Annotated in this window: 24 protein-coding genes; 11 read left to right on the top strand and 13 right to left on the bottom strand. The window is 70.3% G+C overall.

Features of this window, described 5'->3' with window-relative positions; genetic code table 11:
- The coding region (locus ABB22_RS07955; RefSeq protein WP_057505178.1) for an L-serine ammonia-lyase at window positions 1–1,079 on the bottom strand (1,079 nt) is incomplete at its 3' end.
- A 98-nt stretch (window positions 1,080–1,177) separates the two neighbouring features.
- Between ABB22_RS07955 and ABB22_RS07950 the strand changes: the two genes are divergently transcribed.
- Both ABB22_RS07950 and ABB22_RS07945 read left to right on the top strand, forming a co-directional pair.
- Complete coding sequence (locus ABB22_RS07950) at window positions 1,178–1,402, top strand: glutaredoxin family protein (protein WP_055764168.1); 225 nt, start codon at window positions 1,178–1,180, stop codon at window positions 1,400–1,402.
- On the top strand, window positions 1,399–1,866 hold the full coding sequence (locus ABB22_RS07945) for a hypothetical protein (protein ID WP_055764171.1): 468 nt from the start codon (window positions 1,399–1,401) through the stop codon (window positions 1,864–1,866). Before ABB22_RS07950 ends, ABB22_RS07945 begins: the two co-directional genes overlap by 4 nt.
- A 24-nt stretch (window positions 1,867–1,890) precedes the next feature.
- Here the strand turns inward: ABB22_RS07945 and ABB22_RS07940 are convergent, their stop codons facing one another.
- The 3 genes from ABB22_RS07940 to ABB22_RS07930 are packed head-to-tail and all read right to left on the bottom strand — an operon-like array spanning window position 1,891 to window position 3,709.
- Window positions 1,891–2,457 (bottom strand): YceI family protein, encoded by a 567-nt coding sequence (locus tag ABB22_RS07940; RefSeq protein WP_055764176.1) that lies wholly within the window; start codon window positions 2,455–2,457, stop codon window positions 1,891–1,893.
- Window positions 2,454–3,032, bottom strand: a complete 579-nt coding sequence (locus tag ABB22_RS07935; RefSeq protein ID WP_055764178.1) for a cytochrome b — start codon at window positions 3,030–3,032, stop codon at window positions 2,454–2,456. The genes ABB22_RS07940 and ABB22_RS07935 overlap by 4 nt, the downstream gene beginning before the upstream one ends.
- Complete coding sequence (locus ABB22_RS07930) at window positions 3,029–3,709, bottom strand: YceI family protein (protein ID WP_055764182.1); 681 nt, start codon at window positions 3,707–3,709, stop codon at window positions 3,029–3,031. The genes ABB22_RS07935 and ABB22_RS07930 overlap by 4 nt, the downstream gene beginning before the upstream one ends.
- A gap of 483 nt (window positions 3,710–4,192) precedes the next feature.
- On the opposite strand from ABB22_RS07930, the gene ABB22_RS07925 reads away from it, so the two are divergent.
- On the top strand, window positions 4,193–7,759 hold the full coding sequence (locus tag ABB22_RS07925; protein WP_055764186.1) for a hybrid sensor histidine kinase/response regulator: 3,567 nt from the start codon (window positions 4,193–4,195) through the stop codon (window positions 7,757–7,759).
- Here ABB22_RS07925 and mdtD read toward each other — a convergent pair whose 3' ends face one another.
- From mdtD to ABB22_RS07895, 6 genes are all read right to left on the bottom strand, one after another.
- Entirely contained in the window at window positions 7,760–9,181 is a 1,422-nt protein-coding gene (gene mdtD / locus ABB22_RS07920) for a multidrug transporter subunit MdtD (protein WP_055764189.1), read from the bottom strand.
- A gap of 141 nt (window positions 9,182–9,322) precedes the next feature.
- Entirely contained in the window at window positions 9,323–10,396 is a 1,074-nt protein-coding gene (gene hemE, locus ABB22_RS07915) for a uroporphyrinogen decarboxylase (RefSeq protein ID WP_055764192.1), read from the bottom strand.
- A gap of 59 nt (window positions 10,397–10,455) precedes the next feature.
- On the bottom strand, window positions 10,456–10,707 hold the full coding sequence (locus ABB22_RS07910) for a WGR domain-containing protein (RefSeq protein WP_055764198.1): 252 nt from the start codon (window positions 10,705–10,707) through the stop codon (window positions 10,456–10,458).
- Window positions 10,708–10,787: 80 nt separating this feature from the next.
- Window positions 10,788–11,645 (bottom strand): hypothetical protein, encoded by an 858-nt coding sequence (locus ABB22_RS07905; protein ID WP_152984083.1) that lies wholly within the window; start codon window positions 11,643–11,645, stop codon window positions 10,788–10,790.
- A gap of 29 nt (window positions 11,646–11,674) precedes the next feature.
- A complete protein-coding gene (gene aroB / locus ABB22_RS07900) occupies window positions 11,675–12,784 on the bottom strand; it encodes a 3-dehydroquinate synthase (protein WP_055764204.1) in 1,110 nt (369 codons plus the stop codon).
- The gene (locus tag ABB22_RS07895) at window positions 12,781–13,323 is read right to left on the bottom strand and encodes a shikimate kinase (RefSeq protein WP_055764207.1); all 543 of its coding nucleotides are present in this window, start codon (window positions 13,321–13,323) and stop codon (window positions 12,781–12,783) included. The genes aroB and ABB22_RS07895 overlap by 4 nt, the downstream gene beginning before the upstream one ends.
- 100 nt (window positions 13,324–13,423) lie before the next feature.
- Here ABB22_RS07895 and ABB22_RS07890 point away from each other — a divergent pair, with 100 nt between their 5' ends.
- Window positions 13,424–13,627, top strand: a complete 204-nt coding sequence (locus tag ABB22_RS07890) for a dodecin family protein (protein WP_054667057.1) — start codon at window positions 13,424–13,426, stop codon at window positions 13,625–13,627.
- 60 nt (window positions 13,628–13,687) lie between these two features.
- On the opposite strand, the gene ABB22_RS07885 is transcribed toward ABB22_RS07890, so the two are convergent.
- Entirely contained in the window at window positions 13,688–14,503 is an 816-nt protein-coding gene (locus ABB22_RS07885) for a hypothetical protein (RefSeq protein ID WP_055764211.1), read from the bottom strand.
- Between the two features lie 42 nt (window positions 14,504–14,545).
- On the opposite strand from ABB22_RS07885, the gene pdxH reads away from it, so the two are divergent.
- The 3 genes from pdxH to ABB22_RS07870 are packed head-to-tail and all read left to right on the top strand — an operon-like array spanning window position 14,546 to window position 16,301.
- The gene (gene pdxH, locus ABB22_RS07880; protein WP_055764214.1) at window positions 14,546–15,145 is read left to right on the top strand and encodes a pyridoxamine 5'-phosphate oxidase; all 600 of its coding nucleotides are present in this window, start codon (window positions 14,546–14,548) and stop codon (window positions 15,143–15,145) included.
- Window positions 15,142–15,507: a YqfO family protein gene (locus ABB22_RS07875; protein WP_235504186.1), complete on the top strand. Its 366-nt coding sequence runs from the start codon at window positions 15,142–15,144 to the stop codon at window positions 15,505–15,507. Before pdxH ends, ABB22_RS07875 begins: the two co-directional genes overlap by 4 nt.
- Window positions 15,504–16,301 carry a cobalamin-binding protein gene (locus ABB22_RS07870; RefSeq protein WP_055764217.1) on the top strand — a complete coding sequence of 266 codons (798 nt, stop codon included), beginning with the start codon at window positions 15,504–15,506 and terminating at the stop codon, window positions 16,299–16,301. Before ABB22_RS07875 ends, ABB22_RS07870 begins: the two co-directional genes overlap by 4 nt.
- A gap of 101 nt (window positions 16,302–16,402) precedes the next feature.
- Here the strand turns inward: ABB22_RS07870 and bla are convergent, their stop codons facing one another.
- Together bla and ABB22_RS07860 are read right to left on the bottom strand one after the other, a co-directional pair.
- Window positions 16,403–17,476, bottom strand: a complete 1,074-nt coding sequence (gene bla, locus ABB22_RS07865; protein ID WP_235504188.1) for a subclass B3 metallo-beta-lactamase — start codon at window positions 17,474–17,476, stop codon at window positions 16,403–16,405.
- A 14-nt stretch (window positions 17,477–17,490) separates the two neighbouring features.
- Window positions 17,491–18,714, bottom strand: a complete 1,224-nt coding sequence (locus ABB22_RS07860) for a citrate synthase family protein (RefSeq protein WP_055765313.1) — start codon at window positions 18,712–18,714, stop codon at window positions 17,491–17,493.
- A gap of 113 nt (window positions 18,715–18,827) precedes the next feature.
- Here ABB22_RS07860 and prpB point away from each other — a divergent pair, with 113 nt between their 5' ends.
- From prpB to acnD, 4 genes are all read left to right on the top strand, one after another.
- The gene (gene prpB / locus ABB22_RS07855) at window positions 18,828–19,715 is read left to right on the top strand and encodes a methylisocitrate lyase (protein ID WP_055764219.1); all 888 of its coding nucleotides are present in this window, start codon (window positions 18,828–18,830) and stop codon (window positions 19,713–19,715) included.
- A 31-nt stretch (window positions 19,716–19,746) separates the two neighbouring features.
- Window positions 19,747–20,346 (top strand): DUF1003 domain-containing protein, encoded by a 600-nt coding sequence (locus tag ABB22_RS07850; RefSeq protein WP_055764222.1) that lies wholly within the window; start codon window positions 19,747–19,749, stop codon window positions 20,344–20,346.
- Between the two features lie 24 nt (window positions 20,347–20,370).
- Window positions 20,371–21,531 (top strand): bifunctional 2-methylcitrate synthase/citrate synthase, encoded by a 1,161-nt coding sequence (gene prpC / locus ABB22_RS07845; RefSeq protein ID WP_055764225.1) that lies wholly within the window; start codon window positions 20,371–20,373, stop codon window positions 21,529–21,531.
- A gap of 147 nt (window positions 21,532–21,678) precedes the next feature.
- Entirely contained in the window at window positions 21,679–24,297 is a 2,619-nt protein-coding gene (gene acnD, locus ABB22_RS07840) for a Fe/S-dependent 2-methylisocitrate dehydratase AcnD (protein WP_055764228.1), read from the top strand.
- Window positions 24,298–24,330: the final 33 nt, after the last annotated feature.

Here is a 24,330-nt window from a genome sequence, read left to right as displayed (position 1 = left end):
AGCCCGCCGGCGGCCATCGAGCAGGCCACGCCGACCTCGCCCTGGCAGCCGACCTCGGCGCCGGAGATGGAGGCGTTCTCCTTGTAGAGGATGCCGATGGCCGCGGCGGTGAGCAGGAAGTCGAACACGCCCTGCTCGTTGCTGCCGGGGCAGAAGCGGTCGTAGTAGTGCAGCACCGCCGGGATGATGCCGGCCGCGCCGTTGGTGGGCGCGGTGACCACGCGGCCGCCGGCGGCGTTTTCCTCGTTGACCGCCAGCGCGTACAGGTTGACCCAGTCCAGCGTGGTCAGCGGGTCGCGCATGGCCGCCTCCGGGCGCGCGGACAGCTCGCGGTACAGCGCCGGGGCGCGGCGGCCCACGTGCAGGCCGCCGGGCAGGGTGCCCTCGGAGCGGATGCCGCGGGTCACGCAGGCCTGCATGGCGGCCCACAGCTCGCGCAGGCCGTCGCGGATCTCGTCCTCGCTGCGCCAGCACTTCTCGTTCTCGAACATCATCTGCGCAATGCTCAGGCCGCTGCGCGCGGCCTGGGCCAGCAGTTCGTCGCCGCTCTTGAACGGATACGGCAGCGGGGTCTGGTCGGGCACGATGCGGTCGTCGGCGGCATCGTCGGCGTTGACCACGAAGCCGCCGCCGACGGAGTAGTAGTCGCGGGTGGCGATGACGGCGTCGTTGCCGTCGAAGGCGGTGAAGCGCATGCCGTTGGTGTGGTAGGGCAGCTTCTGGCGCTTGTTCAGGGCCAGGTCGCGCTTCTCGTCGAAGGCGATGGCGTGCTGGCCCATCAGGTTGATGCGCTTGCTGGAACGGATGCGGGCCAGGGTTTCGGGAATGATGTCCGGATCGATCAGGTTGGGGCGGTGGCCCTCCAGGCCGAGCAGCACGGCGGTGTCGGTGCCGTGGCCACGGCCGGTGAGGGCGAGCGAGCCGAACACTTCGGCGCGGATGCGCACCACGTCCGGGAGCCTGCCCGGATCGAGCAGCCAGCGGTGGACGAAGCGCTCGGCCGCGCGCATCGGGCCGACGGTGTGCGAGGAGCTCGGGCCGATGCCGATCTTGAACAGGTCGAACGTGCTGACGGACATTGCGTTGTGCGTACGGCTTGGAGAGGGCCGCTATTCTACGGGTTCGCCGCTGCCGGCCTGCCCGCAGCGCAGCATCGGACCGGCATGGGGTGTAGGGAATGGGCTTGATTCTGTACCAGCGCGACGACTGCCATCTGTGCGACCAGGCGCTGGCGGTGCTGGCGCAGGCGCGCGCGCCCGAATTCGACAGCGTGTTCATCGACGGGGACGACGCGCTCGAGGCGCACTACGGCACGCGCGTGCCGGTGCTGCGCGACAGTGCGGACGGCACCGAACTGGATTGGCCCTTCGACGCGGACGGGCTGCGGCGGTGGCTGCGATGAGCGTCCGCGCCTGGCCGCCGCTGCTCGCCGCGCTGGGCATGGCGGCGGCCAATGCCGGGGCGGCGGACGTGGACCTGGCCAAGGCGCTGCCGGAGCGCTCGGCGGGCTTCGCATGGCAGGGCAGGACGGTGGCGCAGGTACTGCCGTTGGCAGGCATCGAGCGCCTGGTGCTGCTCAAGGCGGTCACCAGCGCCCCGGCCGCGCTGGACATGCGCAACCTGCGCCGCATGCTGCACGATGCGGCCGCCATGCCGATGCAGGCGCCGGGAGACGATGAGCGGCAGCCATTGCAGGCCGGCGGCCCGGACACGATATGGGAGGCGGTGCTGCTGATGCGCGATGGCGGCGTGTTCGGCCTGGCCGTGCGCCCCGGCGGGACGCAGGACCACCGGCATCGAGGCTGCCTGTCCGGTGCCGACGGCCAGCGCGGCTGTTTCGACATCCCGGCCGTCGCCCCCGGCTGATCGTCGCGCCGGGGGCGGAAGGGCTTACTTGGCGCGCAGCACGACCTTGGTGCTGATCGCGGTGTCGTCGGGAATGGTCTTGGTGTCGGACCAGTCGCCGCCGCCGACGCCGAAGTCCAGGCGCTTCACGGTGGCCTTGCCGGTCAGCACCGGCTGCGCACCGGGCGTCCAGGTGAAGGTGAAGGTGACCGGTTTGCTGATGCCGCGCAGTTCCAGCGTGCCGTCGGCGGCGAACTGGTTCGCGCCCACGGCGCGGAAGCCGCTGGCGGTGTAGCGCGCCTGCGCGAACTGGGCGACGTTGAAGAAATCCTTGCCCTGCAGGGTGGAATCGCGGTCGCTGTTGCCGCTGCGCGCGCCGGCCAGGGGGATGGTGACGTCGAGCTTGCCGGCGGCCGGGTTGGCCGGGTCGAAGCTCAGCTGCGTCTGGAAGCCGGGGAAGGTGCCGGTGAAGATTTCGCCGTCGTACTTGGTGGCGAAGACCAGGATCGAGCCGGGCGCCTGTTCGTAGTCCGCGGCCATGGCCGGAACCGCCGCCAGCATGCCGGCCAGGGCAGCGGCCACGGCGGCCGGGGTGGTGAGCTTGATGTTCATGCCGATTCCTTCTGTGGGGTGTCGAGCCAGCCTTGCGGCAGCATGCGCGCAAGCGTGGCATCGCGCTGGTGGAGGTGGTGGTAGAGGGCGGCGCCGGCATGCGCCAGCACCACCAGGATCAGCAGCCAGAAGCCCCATTCGTGGATGGCATGGGAGACCTGCGCGGACGCTTCGCTGGGGGCGACGAGCTTGGGCATCTCGAACAGCCCGAACAGCTTGAACGGACGCAGGCCGCTGGCCGAGTCGTACAGCCAGCCTGACAGCGGGATGGCGAACATCAGCGCGTACAGCAGCCAGTGGGTGGCCTCGGCGATGCGCTCCTGCCAGGTCGGCGTGCCCGGTACCGGCCTGGGCGCGCCGGCATACAGCCGCCACGCCAGCCGCAGCGCCACCAGTACCAGCACGGTGATGCCGATCGATTTGTGCGCGGTGTAGACCCAGAAGTACTTCGGCGTCTTGGGCAGTTCGCCCATGAGCAGGCCGACGATGCCCAGGGCGAGGATCAGCACGGCGATCAGCCAGTGCAGGCTCTTGCTGACGCTGCCCCAGCGGTCGGGGGTGTTCTTCAGGCTCATGGACGGGATTCCGGTTGCGGGGAAAGTCGGGTGGCGGCATCGGCCGCGGCCTGTGCGTCGTCGTCTCCGGCAGGCGCTTCGCCGGCCGCGTCGGGCGCACTGGCCTTGTCGTCGCGCACCGCCTCGGCTTCGATGCGCAGTTCCACCCGGTCGCCGATCACCGAACGCCATGCGTCGATGCCGAAGTCCGAGCGCTGCAGGGTGGCAGTGGCGGAGAACCCGGCGGTGCGGCGGAAGGGCGGCAGCGGATGCCGCTTGAGTGCGTTGAGGCGGACGTCGAGCGCGATCTCGCGGGTGACGCCGCGCAGGGTCAGCAGGCCATGCACGCGCGCGTTGTGGGCATCCACCGGCTCTACGCGGGTGGAGACGAAGCGCGCCTGTGGATGGCGCTGGCCGTCGAGCAGGTTGCGCGCCAGCGTGGCCTGGTTCCATTTGTCGTCGCCCAGGTCGAGCCGGGCGATCGGGACGACCACCTCCAGATGGGAGCCGCGCCAGTCGTCGGGGTCGAACTCCAGCACCCCCTCGCTGCCGGACACCGTGCCCAGCGCCTGCGAGAAGCCGGCGTGCTCGACCGCGAACAGCACCCGCGTGTGCACCGGGTCCAGCCGGTAGCGGTCGGCGGCGGATGCCGACAGCGGCAGCAGGCAGGCAAGCAGCAGGGCAAGGCAGCGTGGCAAGGTCCGGCTCCGCGGAAAGGTTGGGGGATTCTAGGCACATGCCCGGTGGAGATTGTTGCCATGTCGTGCAATGGATTGTTCCCGCCGTCTCCGGCGGGAACCCTTCGGGCCATCGACGCGCCATGTCAAAAAGCCGCTCCCCGCGGCTTTTGTTCCAGCGCTCCACGGCGGGTGTTCCGAGGGCCGCTGGCAGGCGAGGGAAAACGCCGTTCCCGCAGTCTTTCCGGCGTGATGGCCGTTCCGTGGAGCAGCCGGCCGCATCCCACGCCGGCGATGGAACGACGGCGGCGCTGCCGCCTGGGCCGGCCGGATCCCGGCACGGATGCTATTTTCCGCAGCGGAAACGGACTGCGACGGGCGGCGGATGCGAAACGGGGGCAACGGCGGAATGGGGGGATGGACATCGGCTGGCGGGCCTCGGCCGGTCCTGGTCCGCGTTTGCGTGCTGTCCGCCAGCGCAGGCCTGCAGCCGTGGGGCATGCCATGAGTGGCTGGCTGCGGTGGTTGCTGTGCCTGTTGCTGTCCGGCGTGGTGGCGCAGGCCGCGGCCGAGGTGCCGATCACTCCGCAACCGCGCCGCCTGGGCGTCGCCGATGGCCTGCCGTCGGCCAACATCAATGCATTCGCCGAGGATCGCCTCGGTTATCTGTGGCTGGCCAGCCATGATGGGCTGGCGCGCTTCGACGGGCGCAACTACCGCATCTGGCGGGCCGAGGACGGCCTGCGCGACAACCTGATCTGGAGCCTGCACGTGGACGCGGCCAACCGGCTGTGGTTCGGCACGCAGAACGCGGGCCTGGGCATGTTGTCGGCCGATCGCCGCAGCTTCCGCTTCTTCGACCGAGATGCGTATCCGCAGATCGCCAGCAATACCGTGTGGAGCGTGGCCTCCACGCCCGATGGCAGCGTATGGTTCGGCACCCCGACCGCCGGCCTGTACCGGCTGGCCGTGGACGGCACGATCCAGCGTTTCATGCCGGTCGCCGGCCAGCGCGACAGCCTGCCGTCGGCCTCGATCGCCTATCTGGCGGTTACCCCCGACGGCGTGCTGTGGGTGGGAAGCAAGGGCGGACTGGCGCGCTGGACCGGCAGCGGCTTCGAGCGGGAGGGCGAGGCGCTCCTGCCCTCGCCGCGCATCAACGGCCTGAAGGTCGATGGCAGCCAGCGGCTGTGGATCGCGACCAACGGCGGGGTGGTGGTGCGCCACGGCGATGGCCGTTTCGAGCGGATGGAATGGCCCGGTTCAGCCCCCGGCGAGGTGCTCAACGTGCTGCAGTACGCGGCCGACGGCAATTACTGGCTGGACACGCTGCAGGGCCTGGGGCGCAGCCGCGACGGCGCCGCGGTGCGCAACGTGCCGCTGTACAGCGCGCAGGAGCGCGGGCTGGTCAAGCCGAACTGGAGCACCGCCTACGAGGATCGCGACGGCGGGCTGTGGTTCGCCAGCACCAATGCCGGCCTGTGGCACCTGTCGCCGAACTGGCGGCAGTTCTCGGTGCTGGCGCGGCACCTCGACGATCCGTCCTCGCTGCGCAATCCCTATGCGCTGGCGATGGCGGCCTCCGCCTCCGGCGGCATCTGGGTGGTCGGCACCCGCGGCGCGCTGGATCGCTTCGACCCGGCCAGCGGCGCGGTGGAGCAGCACCTGCAGCCCATCGACGGCATCCACTGGCCGCAGTCGGTGGCCGAGGATGCGCAGGGGCGGGTCTGGATCGGCAGCCTGGACACGCTGGTGCGTTACGACCCGCGCGACGGCGCGGTGCGCCACTGGCGCAACGGCGATGCGGTGGACGCGGCGATGGTCGGCGACGGCGACATCGTGCGCATCTGCGATGACCGCATATGGATCTATTCCGAGGACGGCGGCATCCAGCAGCGCGACGCCGAGGGCCGCGTCACCCTGCAGCTGGCGCCGGGCCAGCGCGGCCTGCCGGAAAGCGCGCTGCAGGACATGCAATGCGGGCCCGGGAACCACTTGTGGCTGTCCGGCGCCGCCGGCCTGTCCGCCTGGCAGCCGCAGGCTGGCGCCTTCGCGCCGGTGCAGGGCGGTCCGCAGGCTCCCGCCCATGCCTTTGATGTCGGTGCCGGCGGCAGGGTATGGGTCGCCCTGCTCGGCCGCCTGGAACGTTACCGCTGGGAGGGTGGGCAACTGCTGTGGGAGGACGGGATCGGCGCGGACCAGGGATTTCCCATGCTGGCTGCCGGCGGCCTGGTCATCGACAGCCACGGCGTCGTCTGGGCGAGCAGTGCGCGCGGTCTGATCCGGGTCGATCCGGAGCGGCGTTCGGTGCGCCTGTATGGCGTGCACGACGGCCTGCCGGGCCAGGAGTTCCGGCGCCGCGGGCTGGTGCAGGCGCGCAGCGGCCAGGTCGCCGGCGGCACGCCCGAAGGCGTGGTGCTGTTCGATCCGGCCCAGGTCGGCCCGCCGGCGCGGCGGCCGCCGCTGGTGATCGAGCGGATCAGCGTGCACCGCGGCGATGAGGAGTACGACCTTTCGGCGCAGCCGTCCCTGCGCATCAAGGACGGCGACCGCGACCTGCACGTCGTCGCGCGCCTGCTGGCGTTCGCCGATTCCACCAACAACCTCTACCGCTTCCGCTTGACCGGCTACGACCCGGACTGGGTGAACGCCGGCGCCAGCGGCGAACGCGTGTTTCCGCGCCTGGCGCCGGGCAGCTACACCCTGCAGATCCAGGGGGCTGTGCCAGGCGGCGGCTGGATCGCCGCCCCCGACCTGCGGATCGATGTCGCGCCGCCGTGGTGGCGCAGCGGCTGGGCGCTGGCCGGCTATGCGCTGGCGGCGATCCTGGCGCTGGGCATCGCGGTGCTGGCCTACCGGGCGCGCCTGCAGCGGCGCAGCGAATGGAAGCTGGCCGAGCAGCGGCGCGAACTGGCCGAGCAGGCCTCCTCGGCCAAGACCCGCTTCCTGGCCACGCTCGGGCACGAAGTGCGTACGCCGATGACCGGTGTGCTCGGCATGACCGAACTGCTGCTGGACACGCAGCTGGACGCCACCCAGCGCCGCTACGCCGGTTCGATCCAGCAGGCGGGCACCCACCTGCTGCAGCTGGTGAACGACTCCCTCGACCTGGCGCGCATCGAGGCCGGCCGCCTGGAGCTGGACAACCAGCCGTTCGAACTGGCGCCGCTGCTGGACGAGGTCGCTTCGCTCATCGCCCCGGTGGTGCGCAAGCGCGGCCTGCTGTTCGTGCACGAGCGGCGTCCGTCGATGCCGGTACGGGTGACCGGGGACGCGATGCGCCTGCGCCAGATCCTGATGAACCTGCTCGGCAATGCCGCCAAGTTCACCGAGCATGGACAGGTCGGGCTGGGAGTGGAGCTGCTGCCGGAGGGCGCCGGCATCCGCCTGGAGGTCAGCGATACCGGCCCGGGCATCACCGCCGAGCAGCAGGCGCGGCTGTTCCGCCGCTTCGAACAGGCCGAAGGGCCGCATACCGCCTCGCGCTACGGCGGCAGCGGGCTGGGGCTGGCGATCTGCCAGGAGCTCGCCGCGGCCATGGGCGGAAACATCCGCATCGACAGCCGGCTGGGCGCCGGCGCGCGCTTCATCGTCGAACTGCCGCTGCCGTGGACGCCGCTGGAAGACGGACGCGACGCGCCGGCGCGGCCGCCGGGCGGAGGGCCCGAAGGCAGCCTGTGCATCCTGCTGGTCGAGGACGATCCCACCGTGGCCGACGTGATTGCAGGCCTGCTGCGCACGCGGGGGCACCAGGTCGTGCATGCGCTGCACGGGCTGGCCGCGCTCGGCGAAGTGGCGGCGGGATCCTTCGACATCGGCCTGCTCGACCTGGACCTGCCGGCGCTGGACGGCCTGGCCCTGGCCGCCCAGCTGCGTGGCCAGGGCCACCATTTCCCGCTGGTGGCAGTGACCGCGCGTTCCGACGGCGCCGCCGAACAGCAGGCGCGTGCGGCCGGCTTCGACGGTTTCCTGCGCAAGCCGGTGACCGGCGAGATGCTGGTGGCGGCCATCGCCGCGGCGTGGCGTCCGGCGATGGCCGATGGCGCGCCGCCGCAACAGGGTCCGCGCTGACTACTCGACCACTTCCTCGACCGCGCGCGGATGCGGGCGGTTTTCCGGCAACTGCCAGAACACCAGGGTCGAACTGAGCGTGATCGCGCCGACGCAGACGAAGGTGGCGTGCAGGGCCGCGCTGGCGCCATGGCCGGTGAGATGGGTGCCGAACGCGGAAAGCAGGCTGCCGGCGGTGGCCGCGCCGAAGCCGGTGGCCAGCATCATCACCATCGACAGCAGGCTGTTGCCGCTGCTGGCCTGGCCGACGTCCAGGTCGCGCAGGGTCACGGTGTTCATCACCGTGAACTGCATCGAGTTGAACGCGCCGAACAGCGCCAGCTGCAGCAGCCGCACCCACAGCGGCTGCTGCGCGGTGACGAACATGAAGCTGGCCATTGCCAGGCCGACGCAGACGGTGTTGATCATCAGGATGCGGCGGTAGCCGAAGCGTTCCACCAGGGTCACCGCCGCGCGCTTGGCGGCCATGCCGGCCAGCGCCACCGGGATCATCATCATGCCCGCCGCCATCGGGCTCATGCCCATGCCCACCTGCAGCAGCAGCGGGATCAGCAGCGGCATGGCGCCGCTGCCGATGCGCGAGAACAGGTTGCCGAGGATGCCGATGCGGAAGCTGGCGGTCTGGAACAGCGTCAGCGGGAACAGCGCATCGCGGCGCCCGGCCGCGTGCAGCCAGTAGCCGGCCAGCGCGGCGATGCCGATCACCGCCAGCAGCAGCACCAGCGCGTGCGCCGAACCGAAGCCGGAGGCGCCGTCCAGCGCCAGCGACAGCGCGATCATGCCGAAGGCCAGCATCAGGTAGCCGGCCAGGTCGAAGTGATGCCATTCCTGGCCGTAGTGGTCGGGCATGATGCGCAGCGCGGCGAACAGGCCGATCAGCCCGATCGGCAGGTTGATCAGGAAGATCCAGTGCCAGGACGCGGCCTGCACCAGCCAGCCGCCGAGCGTCGGCCCCAGCAGCGGGCCGACCAGCGCCGGGATCGCGATGAAGCTCATCGCCGAGAGGAACTGTTCGCGCGGTACCGAGCGCATCACCGCCAGCCGTCCCACCGGCAGCAGCATCGCCCCGCCGACGCCCTGCAGCACGCGCGCGGCCACCAGCCAGTGCAGGGTGGGCGACAGTGCGCAGGCCAGCGAGCCGAGGGTGAACAGCACGATCGCGGCCAGGAAGGTGCGGCGGGTGCCCAGGCGGTCGGCGATCCAGCCCGAGGCCGGAATGAAACTGGCCACCGCCAGCGCATAGCTGAACACCACCGACTGCATCTGCAGCGGGCTTTCGCCCAGGCTGCGCGCCATCGCCGGCAACGCGGTGTTGACGATGGTCGAATCCAGCATCTGCATGAAGATCGCCAGCGACACCAGCCATAGCAGGGGCTTGTGCGGATCGCCGGCAGGCAGGGGGCTGGAAGGGGGCGTGGGCATCGGGCGCTCTCGTGGCCGGGGCGGTGGGCCATTGTCCGCGGTCGCGCGTGCAGGTGCCGCGCACGCCCCGGCGCGGATGGCGCGGGGCGTCGCGGATCGTCCGCAAACCCGGGGGCGGCCTGGCCGCCTCCGGGCGCGTGCTCAGCGGCGGCTGAGGCGGTGCACGGCGTCCACCAGCACGGCCACGTGCTCGGGATTCATGTCCGGCGACATGCCATGGCCGAGATTGAAGACATGGCCCTCGCGCGAGCCGCCATTGCCGGCGGCGTAGCTGTCCAGCACCTTGCCCACTTCACGGGTGATCGCCTCGGGCGACCCGTACAGCGTGGTCGGGTCGAGGTTGCCCTGCAGCGCCACCTTGCCGGCGGTCGCGCGTGCGGCGTCCTCCAGCGAAAGGGTCCAGTCCACGCCCACGCCTTCGGCGCCGGTGGCGGCCAGTTCGGCCACGTACTGGCCGGTGCCCTTGCCGAACAGGATCAGCGGCGTGCGCTGCGCATCCTGTCCGCGTTCCAGTTCGCGCGCGATGCGCGCCAGGTAGGGCAGCGAGAATTCGCGGTACATCGCCGGCGACAGCACGCCGCCCCAGGTGTCGAACACCTGCAGCGCCTGCGCGCCCGCCGCGCGCTGCGCGGCCAGGTAGGCGACGACCGCGTCGGTCACCACCTGCAGCAGCTGGTGCAGCGCCTTGGGCTCGTTCAGCGCCATCGCCTTGATGCGCGCGTAGTCCTTGCTGCCGCCGCCTTCGATCATGTAGCAGGCCAGCGTCCACGGGCTGCCGGAAAAACCGATCAGCGGCACCTTGCCGTCCAGCTCGCGGCGGATCAGCCGTACCGCGTCCATCACGTAGCCCAGCTCGGTCTCCATGTCCGGAACCGCCAGCCGGGCGATGGCCGCGGCATCGCGCACCGGGTGGTGGAACTTCGGACCTTCGCCATCGGCGAAATACAGGCCCAGCCCCATCGCGTCGGGCACGGTGAGGATGTCGGAGAACAGGATGGCCGCGTCCAGGTCGAAACGTTCCAGCGGCTGCAGCGTCACCTCGCAGGCGACCTCCGGGTGCTTGGCCATGCCCAGGAAGCTGCCGGCGCGGGCGCGGGTGGCGCGGTACTCCGGCAGGTAGCGGCCGGCCTGGCGCATCAGCCAGACGGGCGTGCAGTCCACCGGCTCGCGGCGCAGGGCGCGCAGGAAGCGATCGTTGCGGAGGGGGCTGGTCACGGAAAACTCCTTGGAACGTGGCCGTTGGGCCGGGGCGGCGCGCCGGGCGCCGGGGCCGGTCAGGGGTGCGGCTCGCCGCTGGCGAACACCACCTGGAAACCGCGCTTGATGTGCGCATCGCGCGCCTTCTCGAAGGCATGACGGGCTTCGTCCTGCTGCAGGTACAGCTCGCGGCGCAGCTGCGCGCGCCCGCCGGTCTGGCCGGTCTCGCGCAGCAGTTCCCAGCCGCCGAGCAGGTCCGGCAACAGGGAAAGCTGTACATAGCGGGGGGATTCGTTGCCGCTGGGCGGCTGCTGCAGGTAGACGCGCATGGCGGCGATTGTAGCCGGAACCCCGGGCTCTTTATGCCGAACGCACGTTGCTGCCCGTGTGCCCGGTGCGCCCGGAGTGATCAGGGACAGCCCGGTGGGGATGGGTGTATTTCCAGCTCGGGTCTGCCCGTGGAGGGCAGTTGCAGGATAACCGGCCGCAAAGGCTCGGCCTGTCCGGGGAAGGGGAATTCCAGCGCGAACTTCCACGTCCTTGGGGCATCCTGCCCGCCGTTGGCCTGGCTTTCCGGAAACAATGACATGTAGGCGATGGAATTCAGGTCCGCTTGTGCAAACAATTCCACCGGATCGGTGGAGCGGGCAAATTTGTCGGTTCCATGGTGTCTGATCTGCAGGGCCGGGCGTTGGCCGGTGCGGATCGACAACTGCTGGGTGCGGAGCCATTCCAACACTGCCGCGGGTTCACCTGGGCCGTAGTGCAGCGGGAAGCGGATTCCTTCCACGCCTTCCGGCCAGTCCTCGCATTGGCTGCCCACGCGCAACGTGACTTGCAGGCCGGCAGTTTTTGCCAATGCGGGCGACATGTCGGAAAGCGGCACTACCGGCAGATCAGCCCGGTCCAGCGATACCCAGCGACGTGCGCGCATGCATATCCCTTCAGTCAGCCGTACCGGCTTCAAATGCAGCGTGGCGCCGTAGATGGTGCATCCGTAGAAAGAGATATCGCAGGCGACGCGCATGGATTCCACGTCCTGCGCGCCAAATCCGTAGTGACGAAGCGTTGGAGTGATCTCGACCACCTGGCTTTGCTGGCCCTGGGGCATGCGTGACAAAGCTGCGGCACGTTGCGCCTGGGTCAGGACCGGGATAGGCAGGGGCCGCGTTGGAGGTGGCGGGAGCCTCCTGTCGGCTTCCGCCATGAGTCGGGCCATTTCCCCGGAGACGATGGAACACGCATCGGCGTTGGGCAGGGACAGCATGCCTAGCATCAGGCAGAGGCCCGCATGCCTCATGTCGCTGCCAGCACCGCCAGCACCGCCGCTTCGTCCACATCCGGCACCACTTCGGCCTTGCCGATGCCGCGCCACAGCACCAGGCGCAGGCGCCCGGCGATGTTCTTCTTGTCCAGGCGCATGTGCGCGAGCAGGGCCTCGGGGTCCAGTCCGGCCGGGATCGCCACCGGCAGGCCGTAGGCCAGAAGCAGGTCGCGCAGGGTATCGGTATCGGCGGCATCGCTCATGCCCAGCGCCGCCGACAGCCGCGCCGCCAGCACCATGCCCACCGCCACCGCCTCGCCGTGGTTGAGGTTGTCGTTGCCCGGCGCGCCATAGCCCTGGGCGGTCTCGATGGCATGGCCGAAAGTGTGGCCGAGGTTGAGCAGGGCGCGTTCGCCCTTTTCCAGCGGGTCGCGCGCGACGATCTCGGCCTTGTGCTCGCAGCTGCGGGCGATGGCCTGCGCCAGCGCGGCGTCGTCGCCGGCCAGCAACGCGCCGCGTTCGGCCTGCAGCCACTGGAAGAACAGCGGGTCGCGGATGCAGCCGTACTTGATCACCTCGGCCAGGCCGGCGCGCAGTTCGCGCGCGGGCAGGGTGCGCAGCGCGCCGGTGTCGGCGACCACCGCGCGCGGCGGATGGAACGCGCCGACCAGGTTCTTGCCCTGGGCGATGTCCACCGCGGTCTTGCCGCCGACCGAGGAGTCCACCATCGACAGCAGGGTGGTGGGCAGCTGCACGCAGTCCACGCCGCGCATCCAGCAGGCCGCGGCGAAGCCGGCCAGGTCGCCGACCACGCCGCCGCCGAGCGCGAGCACGCAGGCGTCGCGGGTGGCGCCGAGTGCGGCCAGCGCGTCGATCACGCCGCCGAAATGGTGCAGGGTCTTGGAGGCCTCGCCGGCGGGAATCACGTGCTGGCCGATCTTCAGTTCCGGGCGCGCGGCCAGCAGGGCGGCGCGCACGCCGTCCAGGTACAGCGGCGCCACCGTGTCGTCGCTGACCAGCAGCGCGTGGCGGCCGCGGAGGGCGCCGGCCAGCAGGCCGCCGTCGCCAAGCAGGCCGGGACCGATATGGATCAGGTAGGGCGAGCCGCCGCCGACGGCGACGGTGCGGGGAGCGGTGCTCATGCGGGAAAGTCCGGGTTCTGCCATTGCGCGGCCAGGCGCACCACCAGCTGCGCGGTGGCCTCGGCGGGGGAATAAGGATCGGTGTCGACGATCAGGTCGGCGACCTCGCGGTACAGCGGGTCGCGCAGCGCCGCCATGTCGTGCAGGGCCTGTTCGCGGTCCTCGCGCTGCAGCAGCGGTCGGCTCTTGTCGCGCTGCAAGCGCTGCAGCTGCGCGTCCACGCCCACGCGCAGCCACACCACGAAGCCGCGCTGCCGGATCCGGTGGCGGTTGTCGGCATCCAGCACCGCGCCGCCGCCGGTGGACACCAGCTGTCCGCCGCCCTCCAGCAGCCTGGCCAGCACGCGTTTCTCGTGTGCGCGGAAGCCAGCCTCGCCGACGTTCTCGAAGATGGCCGGTATCGCCGAGCCGACGTCGTCGACGATGGCCTGGTCGGCATCGACGAACTCCAGCCCGAAACGTTCGGCCAGGCGGCGGCCGATGCAGGTTTTGCCGGCGCCCATGGGGCCGACCAGGATGACGTTGGGGGCGGGATTCATTGCGGGCCGATGCTAGCACCTCGTGTCGGTGCGTTAACACGGTAGCAGCCAAGCTCGGCCCGGCCACGAGTGGTTCGTGGTGCAACCAACGGAGGCGGACATGGCAGTGGCGAAAATCATCGAAGTCAGCGCGTCGTCCAGCGCCAGCGTCGAGGACGCGGTGCGCAGCGGGCTGAAGAAGGTGGCCGAGACGGTCAAGGGCATCCAGGGCGCCTGGATCAACGAGACCAAGGTGGTCACCGATGGCGACGGCAACATCACCGAATGGCGGGTCAACCTGCGGGTGACGTTCCTGGTCCAGTAGCGCGGGGCAACGCCCCGCTGAAATCCTGCCGGTAAAGCCACAGCGGGGCGCTGCCCCGCTCTACGACACCCGGCGCTGCGCATCCAGCACGACGATGCGGTCGGCGATGTCCGGCAGGCAGCGCAGCGCCTGCCGGCTGACCCGCTCGTAGAACTGCACGAAACGCTCGACCTGCGCGCGGTTCATGCCGGTGCGCCCCGGCGCGGCCTGCTGCAGCCCCTGTTCCTGCTGCCAGCGCCAGTGCGGCACCACCGAGAAACCCGGTGGCTGCAGGAACCACAGCCGGTCGAAATGCCGCCACAGCGCGGGATAGTGGTCGGCCAGCGCCTGGTTGCACCAGCGCCTCCAGGTGCCTTCCGGGTCGGCGTCGCGCTCCAGCGCGTTCAGGGGTTCGCGCAGGGCGTCGTCGGTTTCGGCCGGCGTACCGAGGAACCAGCCCTCGAACACCAGCAGGTCCAGGCTGTCGATCCGCTCCCATTGCGCTTCGGGCACGCGTTCGTCGGCGAGCTTGTCGAAGCGCGGCAGCGCGAACGCCTGTCCGGAACACGCGGCGTCCAGCGTGGCCAACGCCAGCGGCAGGTCGTGCGTGCCCGGCGGGCCGCGCGTGGCCAGCAGCGGGTGGATGCGGTCGGCCAGGCGCTGGCGCTGCGCGCGGGTCAGGTAGACGTCGTCGATCGACAGCGCCGCCGCGCGCAGGCCGCGGGTGCGCGCCAGTTCCACCACCTGCGCGGCGAGCGTGGACTTGCCGCTGCCCTGCAGGCCGCTGATCGCAAGGACCGGCACGGGCTGGCCGGTGGCGAGCGCTTCGTCCAGTGCCTGCGCGGCGAGCGCCGGCGGGAAGCGGCGTGCGGAGAAGCGGTGCGGAACGGACGACATGGCGCCACAATAGCCCAAACCCGTGCTGTCCGAAGTGGAGCCATGACCGATCTGTACGCAGAAGCGCTTTCGACCTTCGCCGAGTTGTTCGAGGAGGCCAAGGCCAGCAATGAAATCGAGCCCAGTGCGATGACCGTGGCCACCGCCGATGTCGATGGCCGGCCCTCGGCGCGTACCGTGCTGCTCAAGTCCTTCGATGAGCGCGGCTTCGTGTTCTACACCCACCTGGACAGCCGCAAGGGCCGCGAACTGCATGCCAACCGCCAGGCGGCGCTGCTGCTGCTGTGGCGCAGCCTGCGCGGGGCCGGTATCCAGGTGCGGATCGACGGCGACGCGCAACTGGTGTCCGCGGCCGAGGCCGATGCCTATTTCGCTTCGCGTCCGCGCATGAGCCAGATCGGCGCCTGGGCCTCGGTGCAGTCGCAGACGCTGGGCTCGCGCGAGGAATTCGAGGAGCGCCTGCGCAATTTCGAGGCGCGCTTCGAAGGCCGCGACGTGCCGCGCCCGGACGGCTGGAGCGGCATCCGCGTGGTGCCGCAGCGCATCGAGTTCTGGTACGGCGCGACCTTCCGCCTGCACGAACGCTGGTGCTACGAGGCCGACGCCGCCGGCGCCTGGAGCAAGCGGCTGCTGTATCCGTGAGCACGCTGCGCCTGCATCCGGTCTACCGCATCACCGTGTTCGTGCCGCCGGCGCGGCTGGAGGCGCTCAAGCGCGGCATCCTCGCGGTGGACGACCTGGCGGCCGGCGGCTACGCGCATGGCATGTGGGAATCGGCCCCGGGGCGTGAGCAGTTCCGCGCGCTGCCCGGCACCGCCAGCGCCGTCGGGCAGGCCCGCGAACTGGTGAGCGAGCCCACGGTGCGGCTGGAGTTCTGCATCCCGCGCGAGGTGCCGGGCGCCCGCGAGCGGCTGCAGCGCCTGCTCGATGACGGCATCGCCGCGCATCATCCGTGGAACAGTCCGGCGGTGTTCGTCGATGCGGTGGAGTTCGCCGCACCATGAGCGGGCCGCGCCGCATCGTCTGCCTCACCGAGGAGCCGACCGAGACCCTGTACGCGCTGGGCGAGCAGGACCGCGTCGTCGGCATCAGCGGCTTCACCGTGCGCCCGCCGCAGGCGCGTCGCGACAAGCCCAAGGTCAGCGCCTTCACCAGCGCCAAGGTGGAGGAGATCCTCAAGCTCAAGCCCGACCTGGCGATCGGCTTTTCCGACATCCAGGCCGACATCGCCGCCGAGCTGATCCGCCGCGGCGTGGAGGTGTGGATCGCCAACCATCGCAGCGTCGCCGGCATCCTCGATTACATCCGCCGGCTCGGCGCGCTGGTCGGCGTGGCCGCGCGCGCCGATGCCTATGCCGACGAGTTGCAGCGCGGACTGGACGCCATCGCCGCGCAGGCCGCGCGCCTGCCGCGGCGGCCGCGCGTGTACGTGGAAGAGTGGGACGAGCCGATCATCACCGGCATCCAGTGGGGCGCCGAGCTGGTGGAGATCGCCGGCGGCATCGACGTGTTCCCCGAACTGTCGCGCGAACCGCTGGCCAAGGCGCGCATCCTCGCCGATGGCGACCCGGTGATCGCGCGCGCCCCGGACATCATCATCGGCTCGTGGTGCGGCAAGAAATTCCGTCCCGAACGCGTGGCCGCACGACCGGGCTGGGAGGCGATACCGGCGGTGCGCGACGGCGAACTGCACGAAATCAAGTCGCCGCTGATCCTGCAGCCGGGGCCGGCGGCCCTGACCGATGGCGTGCAGGCGATCGCGGCCATCGTCCAGCGCTGGGCGCAGCGTCACCCGTAGATGCGGGGCGTGCCCCGCACGGGCCTTGCCGGTGGATCATCCGGCGGCAAAGCCCCGGTCGCGGCCCGGCATCCTGCCGCCATCAGGCAGCAGGTCCGGCTTCACGGTTTCAGGCCGCTGGTTTCATCGCTCAGCCTTTTCTCCAGGTTGGCGCGTCCGCTTTGGGCATAACGCCTGCACGCTCCGGCGTCGACCAGCGGTTTGCCGGGCGTGCCCTGCAGGCGCGCGAACAGGTCGCTGGCCAGTGGGTGCGGGGTGAGGTGGATGTCGCAGGGCAGGGCGGCGATGGTGTCCAGGCCGCGGCGGAAGGCGGCCACCATCGCAGGATGCTCGCTGTAACGGTACTGCCTGTCCGAGAGGGCGCTCACGCTGTCGGTGTAGGCCATGTCCAGGCAGCGCGTGCCTTCGCAGGAACGCCAGGTCCAGCTGGTGCCGCCGGCGGTGTGGCCGGGCGTCGCGTGCGCGGTGAGGGCCAGGGGGCCGACCCGCACGGTGTCGCCATCGTCGATGGTTTGTACGACCGGCACGGCGGGAAAGCCTTCCTTGAATTCCAGCTGTTGCGGATCGCTGCGGTCGCTAATGCCGGTATGCAGTGTGGCGACGGCCGGTGCGCGCGCCAGCAGCGGTGCGCCGGTCGCGCCCTGCAGATAGGCCAGGCCCGCTGCATGGTCGTAATGTTCGTGCGAGTTGAGCAGATATTTCACATCGCGGGGATCGAAGCCCAGGGCCCGGATGTTGGCTTCGATCAACGGGCCGGCGGGCGCGGTGGCGCCGTCGATGAGGACGTGGCCCGCGTCGGAGGTGACCAGCAGCGCGGTCAGGCCGCAGGTGCCCACGTACCACGTGTTGCCGAAGATGCGGCGCGGGGGCGCGCGCTCGTTCCAGCCTTCCATGGCGCTGTCGCTGGCGGCGCAGGCGGGGATGTCCCGGTCTGCGGTCGCAGCCGGCGTGGCGGCGGTCGGAGAGGCCGCCGCGGTCACGGGCGCGCCGCGTGGCGCGGGCTGGCAGGCGGCGAGCAGGGCGAGGCCGAGGATGGAGCCCGCAAGGCGGCAGGGCGGGAAGGGGTGTCGGCGCATCGCTGTCATCTGCCTGTCGGCTACGGATGCCGCAGCATAGGCAGGCCGGCGCATCGCAACCAACGCGAATAAGCTGCGGCAGGCATGAGCGGGATGCATGCCTGGCCGCCGGCTCATCCTCCCGGCGCCAGCCCCGTGTAGCGCGCGCGGGGGCGGATCAGCGTGCCCAGCGCCTGTTGCTCCAGCGCATGTGCCAGCCAGCCGGTCAGGCGCGCGGCGGCGAACATCACCAGCGCATGCGTGCCGGGCAGGTCGTGCACGTAGCAGATCGCCGCGAGCAGGCCGTCGATGTTCGGATGCTGGCCGCTGTGTTCGGCGGTGGCGGCCAGCACCGCCTCGACGTGGCGCATGCGCGGCTGGTCGCCGCACAGCCCGCGCAGCTGGCGCAGCATTTCGGTGCCGCGCGGGTCGCCGTCGGGGTAGAGCAGGTGGTTGAAGCCGGGCAGCTCGTCGCCGCGGCGCCAGCGTTCGGCGATGAAGGCGGCCGGTGCGCCGCTGGCCTCCGCGTCGAGCAGCAGGGCATGCGCGCGTGCGGTGGCGCCGCCGTGGCGCGGGCCGGACAGCGCGGCCAGGCCCGCGCTGACGGTGGCGTGCAGGTGCGCGCCGGTGGAGGCGACCACGCGCGCGGCGAACGCGGATACGTTCAATTCGTGGTCGGCGCACAGCACCAGCGCCGAGCGCACCAGCCCGGCGAAGCCGGCATCGCCGGGCCGCCACGCGTCGGCGAGCAGGCGATGCACCGGCCGCGCGTCGGGCTGGACGCCGACCAGCAGCGCGGCGTTCTGCCGCAGCAGCGTCGCCGCCACTTCGCGCCGCACCGGCGCGGCGGCATTGAGCGACTGCCGCTGTTCCAGCGCCAGCAGCGGGATGCAGGCCATGGTGCGTTCCAGCGGTGGCAGCGCGGTATCCAGCGCCAGCGCCGCCACGCGTTCCGGCCAGGCCGGGGGCGGCGGCACGGCGAACGGGTCCTGTTCCTCGCATTCCCACAGCAGCCGCGCGATGTCCTCCAGCGTGGCGCCGGCGCGCGCCGCCGCCACCGCCGAGCGGCCGCGGTAATACGGCGCGTCCGGGCGGATCAGCGAGATCCGCGTCTCCAGCACCGGCAGGCCGCGGTCCAAGCTCTGCGCCGCGCCGCGTTCGGCGCCGCGGCCGGCGCGCTTGCGCTGCGCCAGCCGTTCCACCTCGGCGCGCAGGTAGACGCGGCTGCGCGGGTCCGGACCGGGCCGCGAACTGAGCTGGCCGCGGCTGACATAGGCATAGAGCGTGGCCGGGCTGATGCCGAGCAGGGCGCAGGCGTCGCTGGCGGGGATCAGTTCCGGTTCGGTGGGTTCGGCCATGGTGTTCAATATGTTGATTTATTGAATCAAGATTGATCAATGCTCTGGATGGTGCCAGATTGTGCGCCATCGCGGAACGGCCCTTTCGCCGCCGCCAGACCAGGAGTCCCGCCATGTCCCTTTCCTCCGCCGGCGCCGCCTTCCGCGCCGCCCTGGCCGCCGAGAAGCCCTTGCAGGTGATCGGCGCGATCAACGCCAACCACGCGCTGCTCGCCAAACGCGCCGGCTACAAGGCCATCTACCTGTCCGGCGGCGGCGTCGCGGCCGGCTCGCTGGGCCTGCCGGACCTGGGCATCAACACCCTGGAAGACGTGCTGATCGACGTGCGCCGCATCACCGACGTGTGCGACCTGCCGCTGATGGTGGACATCGACACCGGCTTCGGCCCGAGCGCGTTCAACATCGCGCGCACGGTGAAATCGCTGATCAAGGCCGGCGCCGCCGCCTGCCACATCGAGGACCAGGTCGGCGCCAAGCGCTGCGGCCATCGCCCGGGCAAGGAGATCGTGTCGCAGGGTGAGATGGTCGACCGGGTGAAGGCCGCCGCCGACGCCAAGACCGATCCGGACTTCTTCCTGATCGCCCGTACCGACGCGATCCAGATGGAAGGCGTGGACGCGGCCATCGAGCGCGCCATCGCCTGCGTCGAGGCCGGCGCCGACGGCATCTTCGCCGAGGCCGCCTACGACCTGCCGACCTACAAGCGCTTCGCCGACGCGGTGAAGGTGCCTGTGCTGGCCAACATCACCGAGTTCGGCGCCACGCCGCTGTTCAGCCGCGACGAACTGGCCTCGGCCGGCGTCGCCATCCAGCTGTTCCCGCTGTCGGCGTTCCGCGCCGCCAACAAGGCCGCCGAGAACGTGTACGAGGCGATCCGCCGCGACGGCCACCAGCGCAACGTGGTGGACGCCATGCAGACCCGCGAGGAGCTGTACGATCGCATCGGCTACCACGCCTTCGAGGCGCAGCTGGACAAGGTGTTCGCGCAGAAGGGCGCATGATGGCCGTCCCTGCGGCCACCTGATTCCCGCCATGGCGACGACCTCCTCCCACAGCACCCGTGTCGATCGCCGCGATGCCGCGCGGCGCCTGCTGCAACGCGAGCTGGAGCAGTTGACGCCGGAAGAACGGGTGGTGGTCGAACGCTTCATCTCCGGCGGGCGGGTCTCGCGCAACGTGCGACGCGAGCTGCACGAGTCCCGCACCCTCGGAGAGCGGGTCGCCGACCGCGTCGCCGCGGTTGGCGGCAGCTGGACCTTCATCATGTGCTTCGGCGTGGTGCTGGTGGTGTGGATGATCGTCAACAGCTTCCTGCTGGCCAGGGCGTTCGATCCCTACCCCTACATCCTGCTCAACCTGGTGCTGTCGTGCCTGGCCGCGGTGCAGGCGCCGATCATCATGATGAGCCAGAACCGGCAGGCGGCGGTGGACCGCATGCATGCCGAGAACGACTACCAGGTCAACGTGAAATCGGAACTGGAAGTACTGCAGATCCACGAGAAGCTGGACGTGCTGCGCTCCCACGAATGGGCGCTGCTGGTCGAACAGCAGAACCGCCAGATAGAAATGCTGCAGCGATTGCTGGAATGCGCCACCGCGGCGCCCGGCGACGGCAGGCAGAAACAACCCTAATCCTTCCCTCGGAGGCAGAAGACCATGTCAGAACAGACCACCGCCACGCCCGGCTTCAAGCCCAAGAAGTCCGTCGCCCTGTCCGGCACCGCCGCCGGCAACACCGCGCTGTGCACCGTCGGCCGCAGCGGCAACGACCTGCATTACCGCGGCTACGACATCCTGGACCTGGCCAATACCAGCGAGTTCGAGGAAATCGCCCACCTGCTGGTGCACGGCAAGCTGCCCAACAAGGCCGAACTGCGCGCCTACAAGGCCAAGCTGAAGTCGCTGCGCGGCATCCCGGCCGCGGTCAAGGCCGCGCTGGAGGAGCTGCCGCCGTCGGCGCACCCGATGGACGTGATGCGCACCGGCGTCTCGGTGCTGGGCTGCGTGTCGCCGGAGAAGGACGACCACAACCACCCGGGCGCGCGCGACATCGCCGACAAGCTGATGGCCTGCCTCGGCTCGATGCTGCTGTACTGGTACCACTGGAGCCACAACGGCCGTGTCATCGACGTGGAGACCGACGACGACTCCATCGGTGGCCACTTCCTGCACCTGCTGCACGGCGAGCAGCCGCGCGAGTCGTGGGTCAAGGCGATGCACACCTCGCTGATCCTGTACGCCGAGCACGAATTCAACGCCTCCACCTTCGCCTGCCGCGTCATCGCCGGCACCGGCAGCGACATGCACAGCGCCATCACCGGCGGCATCGGCGCGCTGCGTGGGCCCAAGCACGGCGGCGCCAACGAAGTCGCCTTCGAAGTGCAGAAGCGCTACGAGACGCCGGACGAGGCCGAGGCCGACATCAAGGCGCGCGTGGAACGCAAGGAAGTGGTCATCGGCTTCGGCCACCCGGTCTACACCGTGTCCGATCCGCGCAACAAGGTGATCAAGGAAGTGGCGCGCGAGCTGTCGGCCGAGCAGCAGAACATGAAGATGTACGACATCGCCGAACGCCTGGAATCGGTGATGTGGGACATCAAGAAGATGTTCCCGAACCTGGACTGGTTCAGCGCCGTCAGCTACCACATGATGGGCGTGCCGACCGCCATGTTCACGCCGCTATTCGTGATCGCCCGCACTGCCGGCTGGAGCGCGCACATCATCGAGCAGCGCATCGACGGCAAGATCATCCGCCCGAGCGCCAACTACACCGGCCCGGAAGACCAGGCCTTCGTGCCGCTCGACAAGCGCGCCTGATGCGCCGGCGCCTTCTCCCTGCGGGGAGAGGGCGCCTTCACGGGGAGCCGGCCCCTGCCGCTCCCCGCCGGGAAGCCGGCGATCACCGCGAAGCACGGGCGTGTCGATGCCGCCCCTCCCGCAAGCCCAGAGACTCACAGGCCAGCCATGAACACCGATTACCGCAAGCATCTTCCCGGCACCGCGCTGGACTATTTCGACGCCCACGAAGCGGTCGACGCAATCGCTCCCGGCGCCTGGGCCACCCTGCCGTACACCTCGCGCGTGCTGGCCGAGAACCTGGTGCGCCGCTGCGATCCGGCCACGCTCGCCGATTCGCTCAGGCAGCTGATCGAGCGCAGGCGTGACCTCGATTTCCCCTGGTTCCCGGCACGCGTGGTCTGCCACGACATCCTCGGCCAGACCGCGCTGGTCGACCTGGCAGGCCTGCGCGATGCCATCGCCGAGAAGGGCGGCGACCCGGCCAAGGTCAATCCGGTGGTGCCGGTGCAGCTGATCGTCGACCACTCGCTGGCGGTGGAGTGCGGTGGTTTCGACCCGCAGGCGTTCGAGAAGAACCGCGCCATCGAGGATCGCCGCAACGAGGACCGCTTCCACTTCATCGACTGGACCAAGCTGGCCTTCGAGAACGTGGACGTGATCCCGCCGGGCAACGGCATCATGCACCAGATCAACCTGGAGAAGATGTCGCCGGTGATCTACCAGCAGGACGGCGTCGCCTTCCCGGATACCTGTGTCGGCACCGACAGCCACACCCCGCACGTGGACGCGCTGGGCGTCATCGCCATCGGCGTGGGCGGACTGGAAGCGGAGAACGTGATGCTCGGCCGCGCGTCGTGGATGCGCCTGCCCGACATCGTCGGCGTCAAGTTGACCGGCAGGCCGCAGCCCAACATCACCGCCACCGACGTGGTGCTGGCGCTGACCGAATTCCTGCGCAAAGAGCGCGTGGTTGGCGCCTGGCTGGAATTCTTCGGCGAGGGCGCCGCGGCGCTGACCATCGGCGACCGCGCCACCATCTCCAACATGTGCCCGGAATACGGCGCGACCGCGGCGATGTTCTATATCGATCAGCAGACCCTGGACTACCTGCGCCTGACCGGTCGCGAGGAAGCACAGGTGGCGCTGGTGGAGAACTACGCGAAGACCGCCGGCCTGTGGGCCGACGCGCTGGCCACCGCACAGTACGAGCGCGTGCTTGAGTTCGACCTGTCCACGGTCGTGCGCAACATGGCCGGCCCGAGCAACCCGCACCGCCGCCTGCCGGTGTCGGACCTGGCCGAGCGCGGCATCGCCGACGAAGCCAAGCTGGAGAGCGGCAAGGGTGAGGAAGCGCAGGGCCTGATGCCCGATGGCGCGGTGATCATCGCCGCCATCACCAGCTGCACCAACACCTCCAACCCGCGCAACGTGATCGCCGCCGGCCTGCTGGCGCGCAACGCCAACGCGCGCGGCCTGGTGCGCAAGCCGTGGGTGAAGTCCTCGCTGGCGCCCGGTTCCAAGGCGGTGCAGCTGTACCTGGAGGAAGCCGGCCTGCTGCCGGAGCTGGAGAAGCTTGGGTTCGGCATCGTCGCCTTCGCCTGCACCACCTGCAATGGCATGAGCGGCGCGCTCGACCCGGCGATCCAGCAGGAGATCATCGACCGCGACCTGTACGCCACCGCCGTGCTGTCGGGCAACCGCAACTTCGACGGCCGCATCCACCCGTATGCCAAGCAGGCGTTCCTGGCCTCGCCGCCGCTGGTCATCGCCTACGCCATCGCCGGCACGGTGCGCTTCGACATCGAGAAGGACGTGCTGGGCATCGATGCCGACGGCAACGAAGTGCGCCTGAAGGACATCTGGCCGTCCGATGCCGAGATCGATGCGGTGGTGAAAGCCTCGGTCAAGCCGGAGCAGTTCCGCCGCGTCTACAACCCGATGTTCAACGTGCGCGTCGAGCATGGCGGCAAGGTCAGCCCGCTGTACGACTGGCGGCCGCAGAGCACCTACATCCGCCGCCCGCCGTACTGGGAGGGCGCGCTGGCCGGCGAACGCACCATGCGCGGCATGCGCGCGCTGGCGGTGTTGCCGGACAACATCACCACCGACCACCTGTCGCCGTCCAACGCCATCCTGCGCTCCAGCGCCGCCGGCGAATACCTGGCGAAGATGGGCCTGCCGGAAGAAGACTTCAATTCCTACGCCACCCACCGCGGCGACCACCTCACCGCGCAGCGCGCCACCTTCGCCAACCCGAAGCTGTTCAACGAGATGGTGCGCAACGACGACGGCAGCGTGAGGCAGGGCTCGCTGGCGCGCGTGGAGCCGGAAGGCAAGGTCATGCGCATGTGGGAAGCGATCGAGACCTACATGGAGCGCAAGCAGCCGCTGATCATCATCGCCGGCGCCGACTACGGCCAGGGCAGCTCGCGCGACTGGGCGGCCAAGGGCGTGCGCCTGGCGGGCGTGGAAGCCATCGTCGCCGAGGGCTTCGAGCGCATCCACCGTACCAACCTGATCGGCATGGGCGTGCTGCCGCTGGAGTTCAAGCCGGGCACCGACCGCCACACGCTGGGCATCGACGGCACCGAGACCTTCGACGTGGTCGGGCAGCGCACCCCGCGTGCCGACCTGACCCTGCGCATCCACCGCCGCGACGGCGGCACCGTCGAGGTGCCGGTGACCTGCCGCCTGGATTCGGACGAGGAAGTGGCCATCTACGAAGCCGGCGGCGTGCTGCAGCGCTTCGCGCAGGATTTCCTTGACGCTTCACAGACCGCCTGATGTTTTCGACGGCCCGGCAACGGGCCGTCTTCC

The sequence above is a fragment of the Stenotrophomonas nitritireducens genome, from assembly GCF_001431425.1.
Classification (GTDB): Bacteria; Pseudomonadota; Gammaproteobacteria; order Xanthomonadales; family Xanthomonadaceae; genus Stenotrophomonas; species Stenotrophomonas nitritireducens.
The sequence above is the reverse complement of the archived record's forward strand: the minus strand, read 5'-3'. Positions and strand labels throughout refer to the sequence as shown.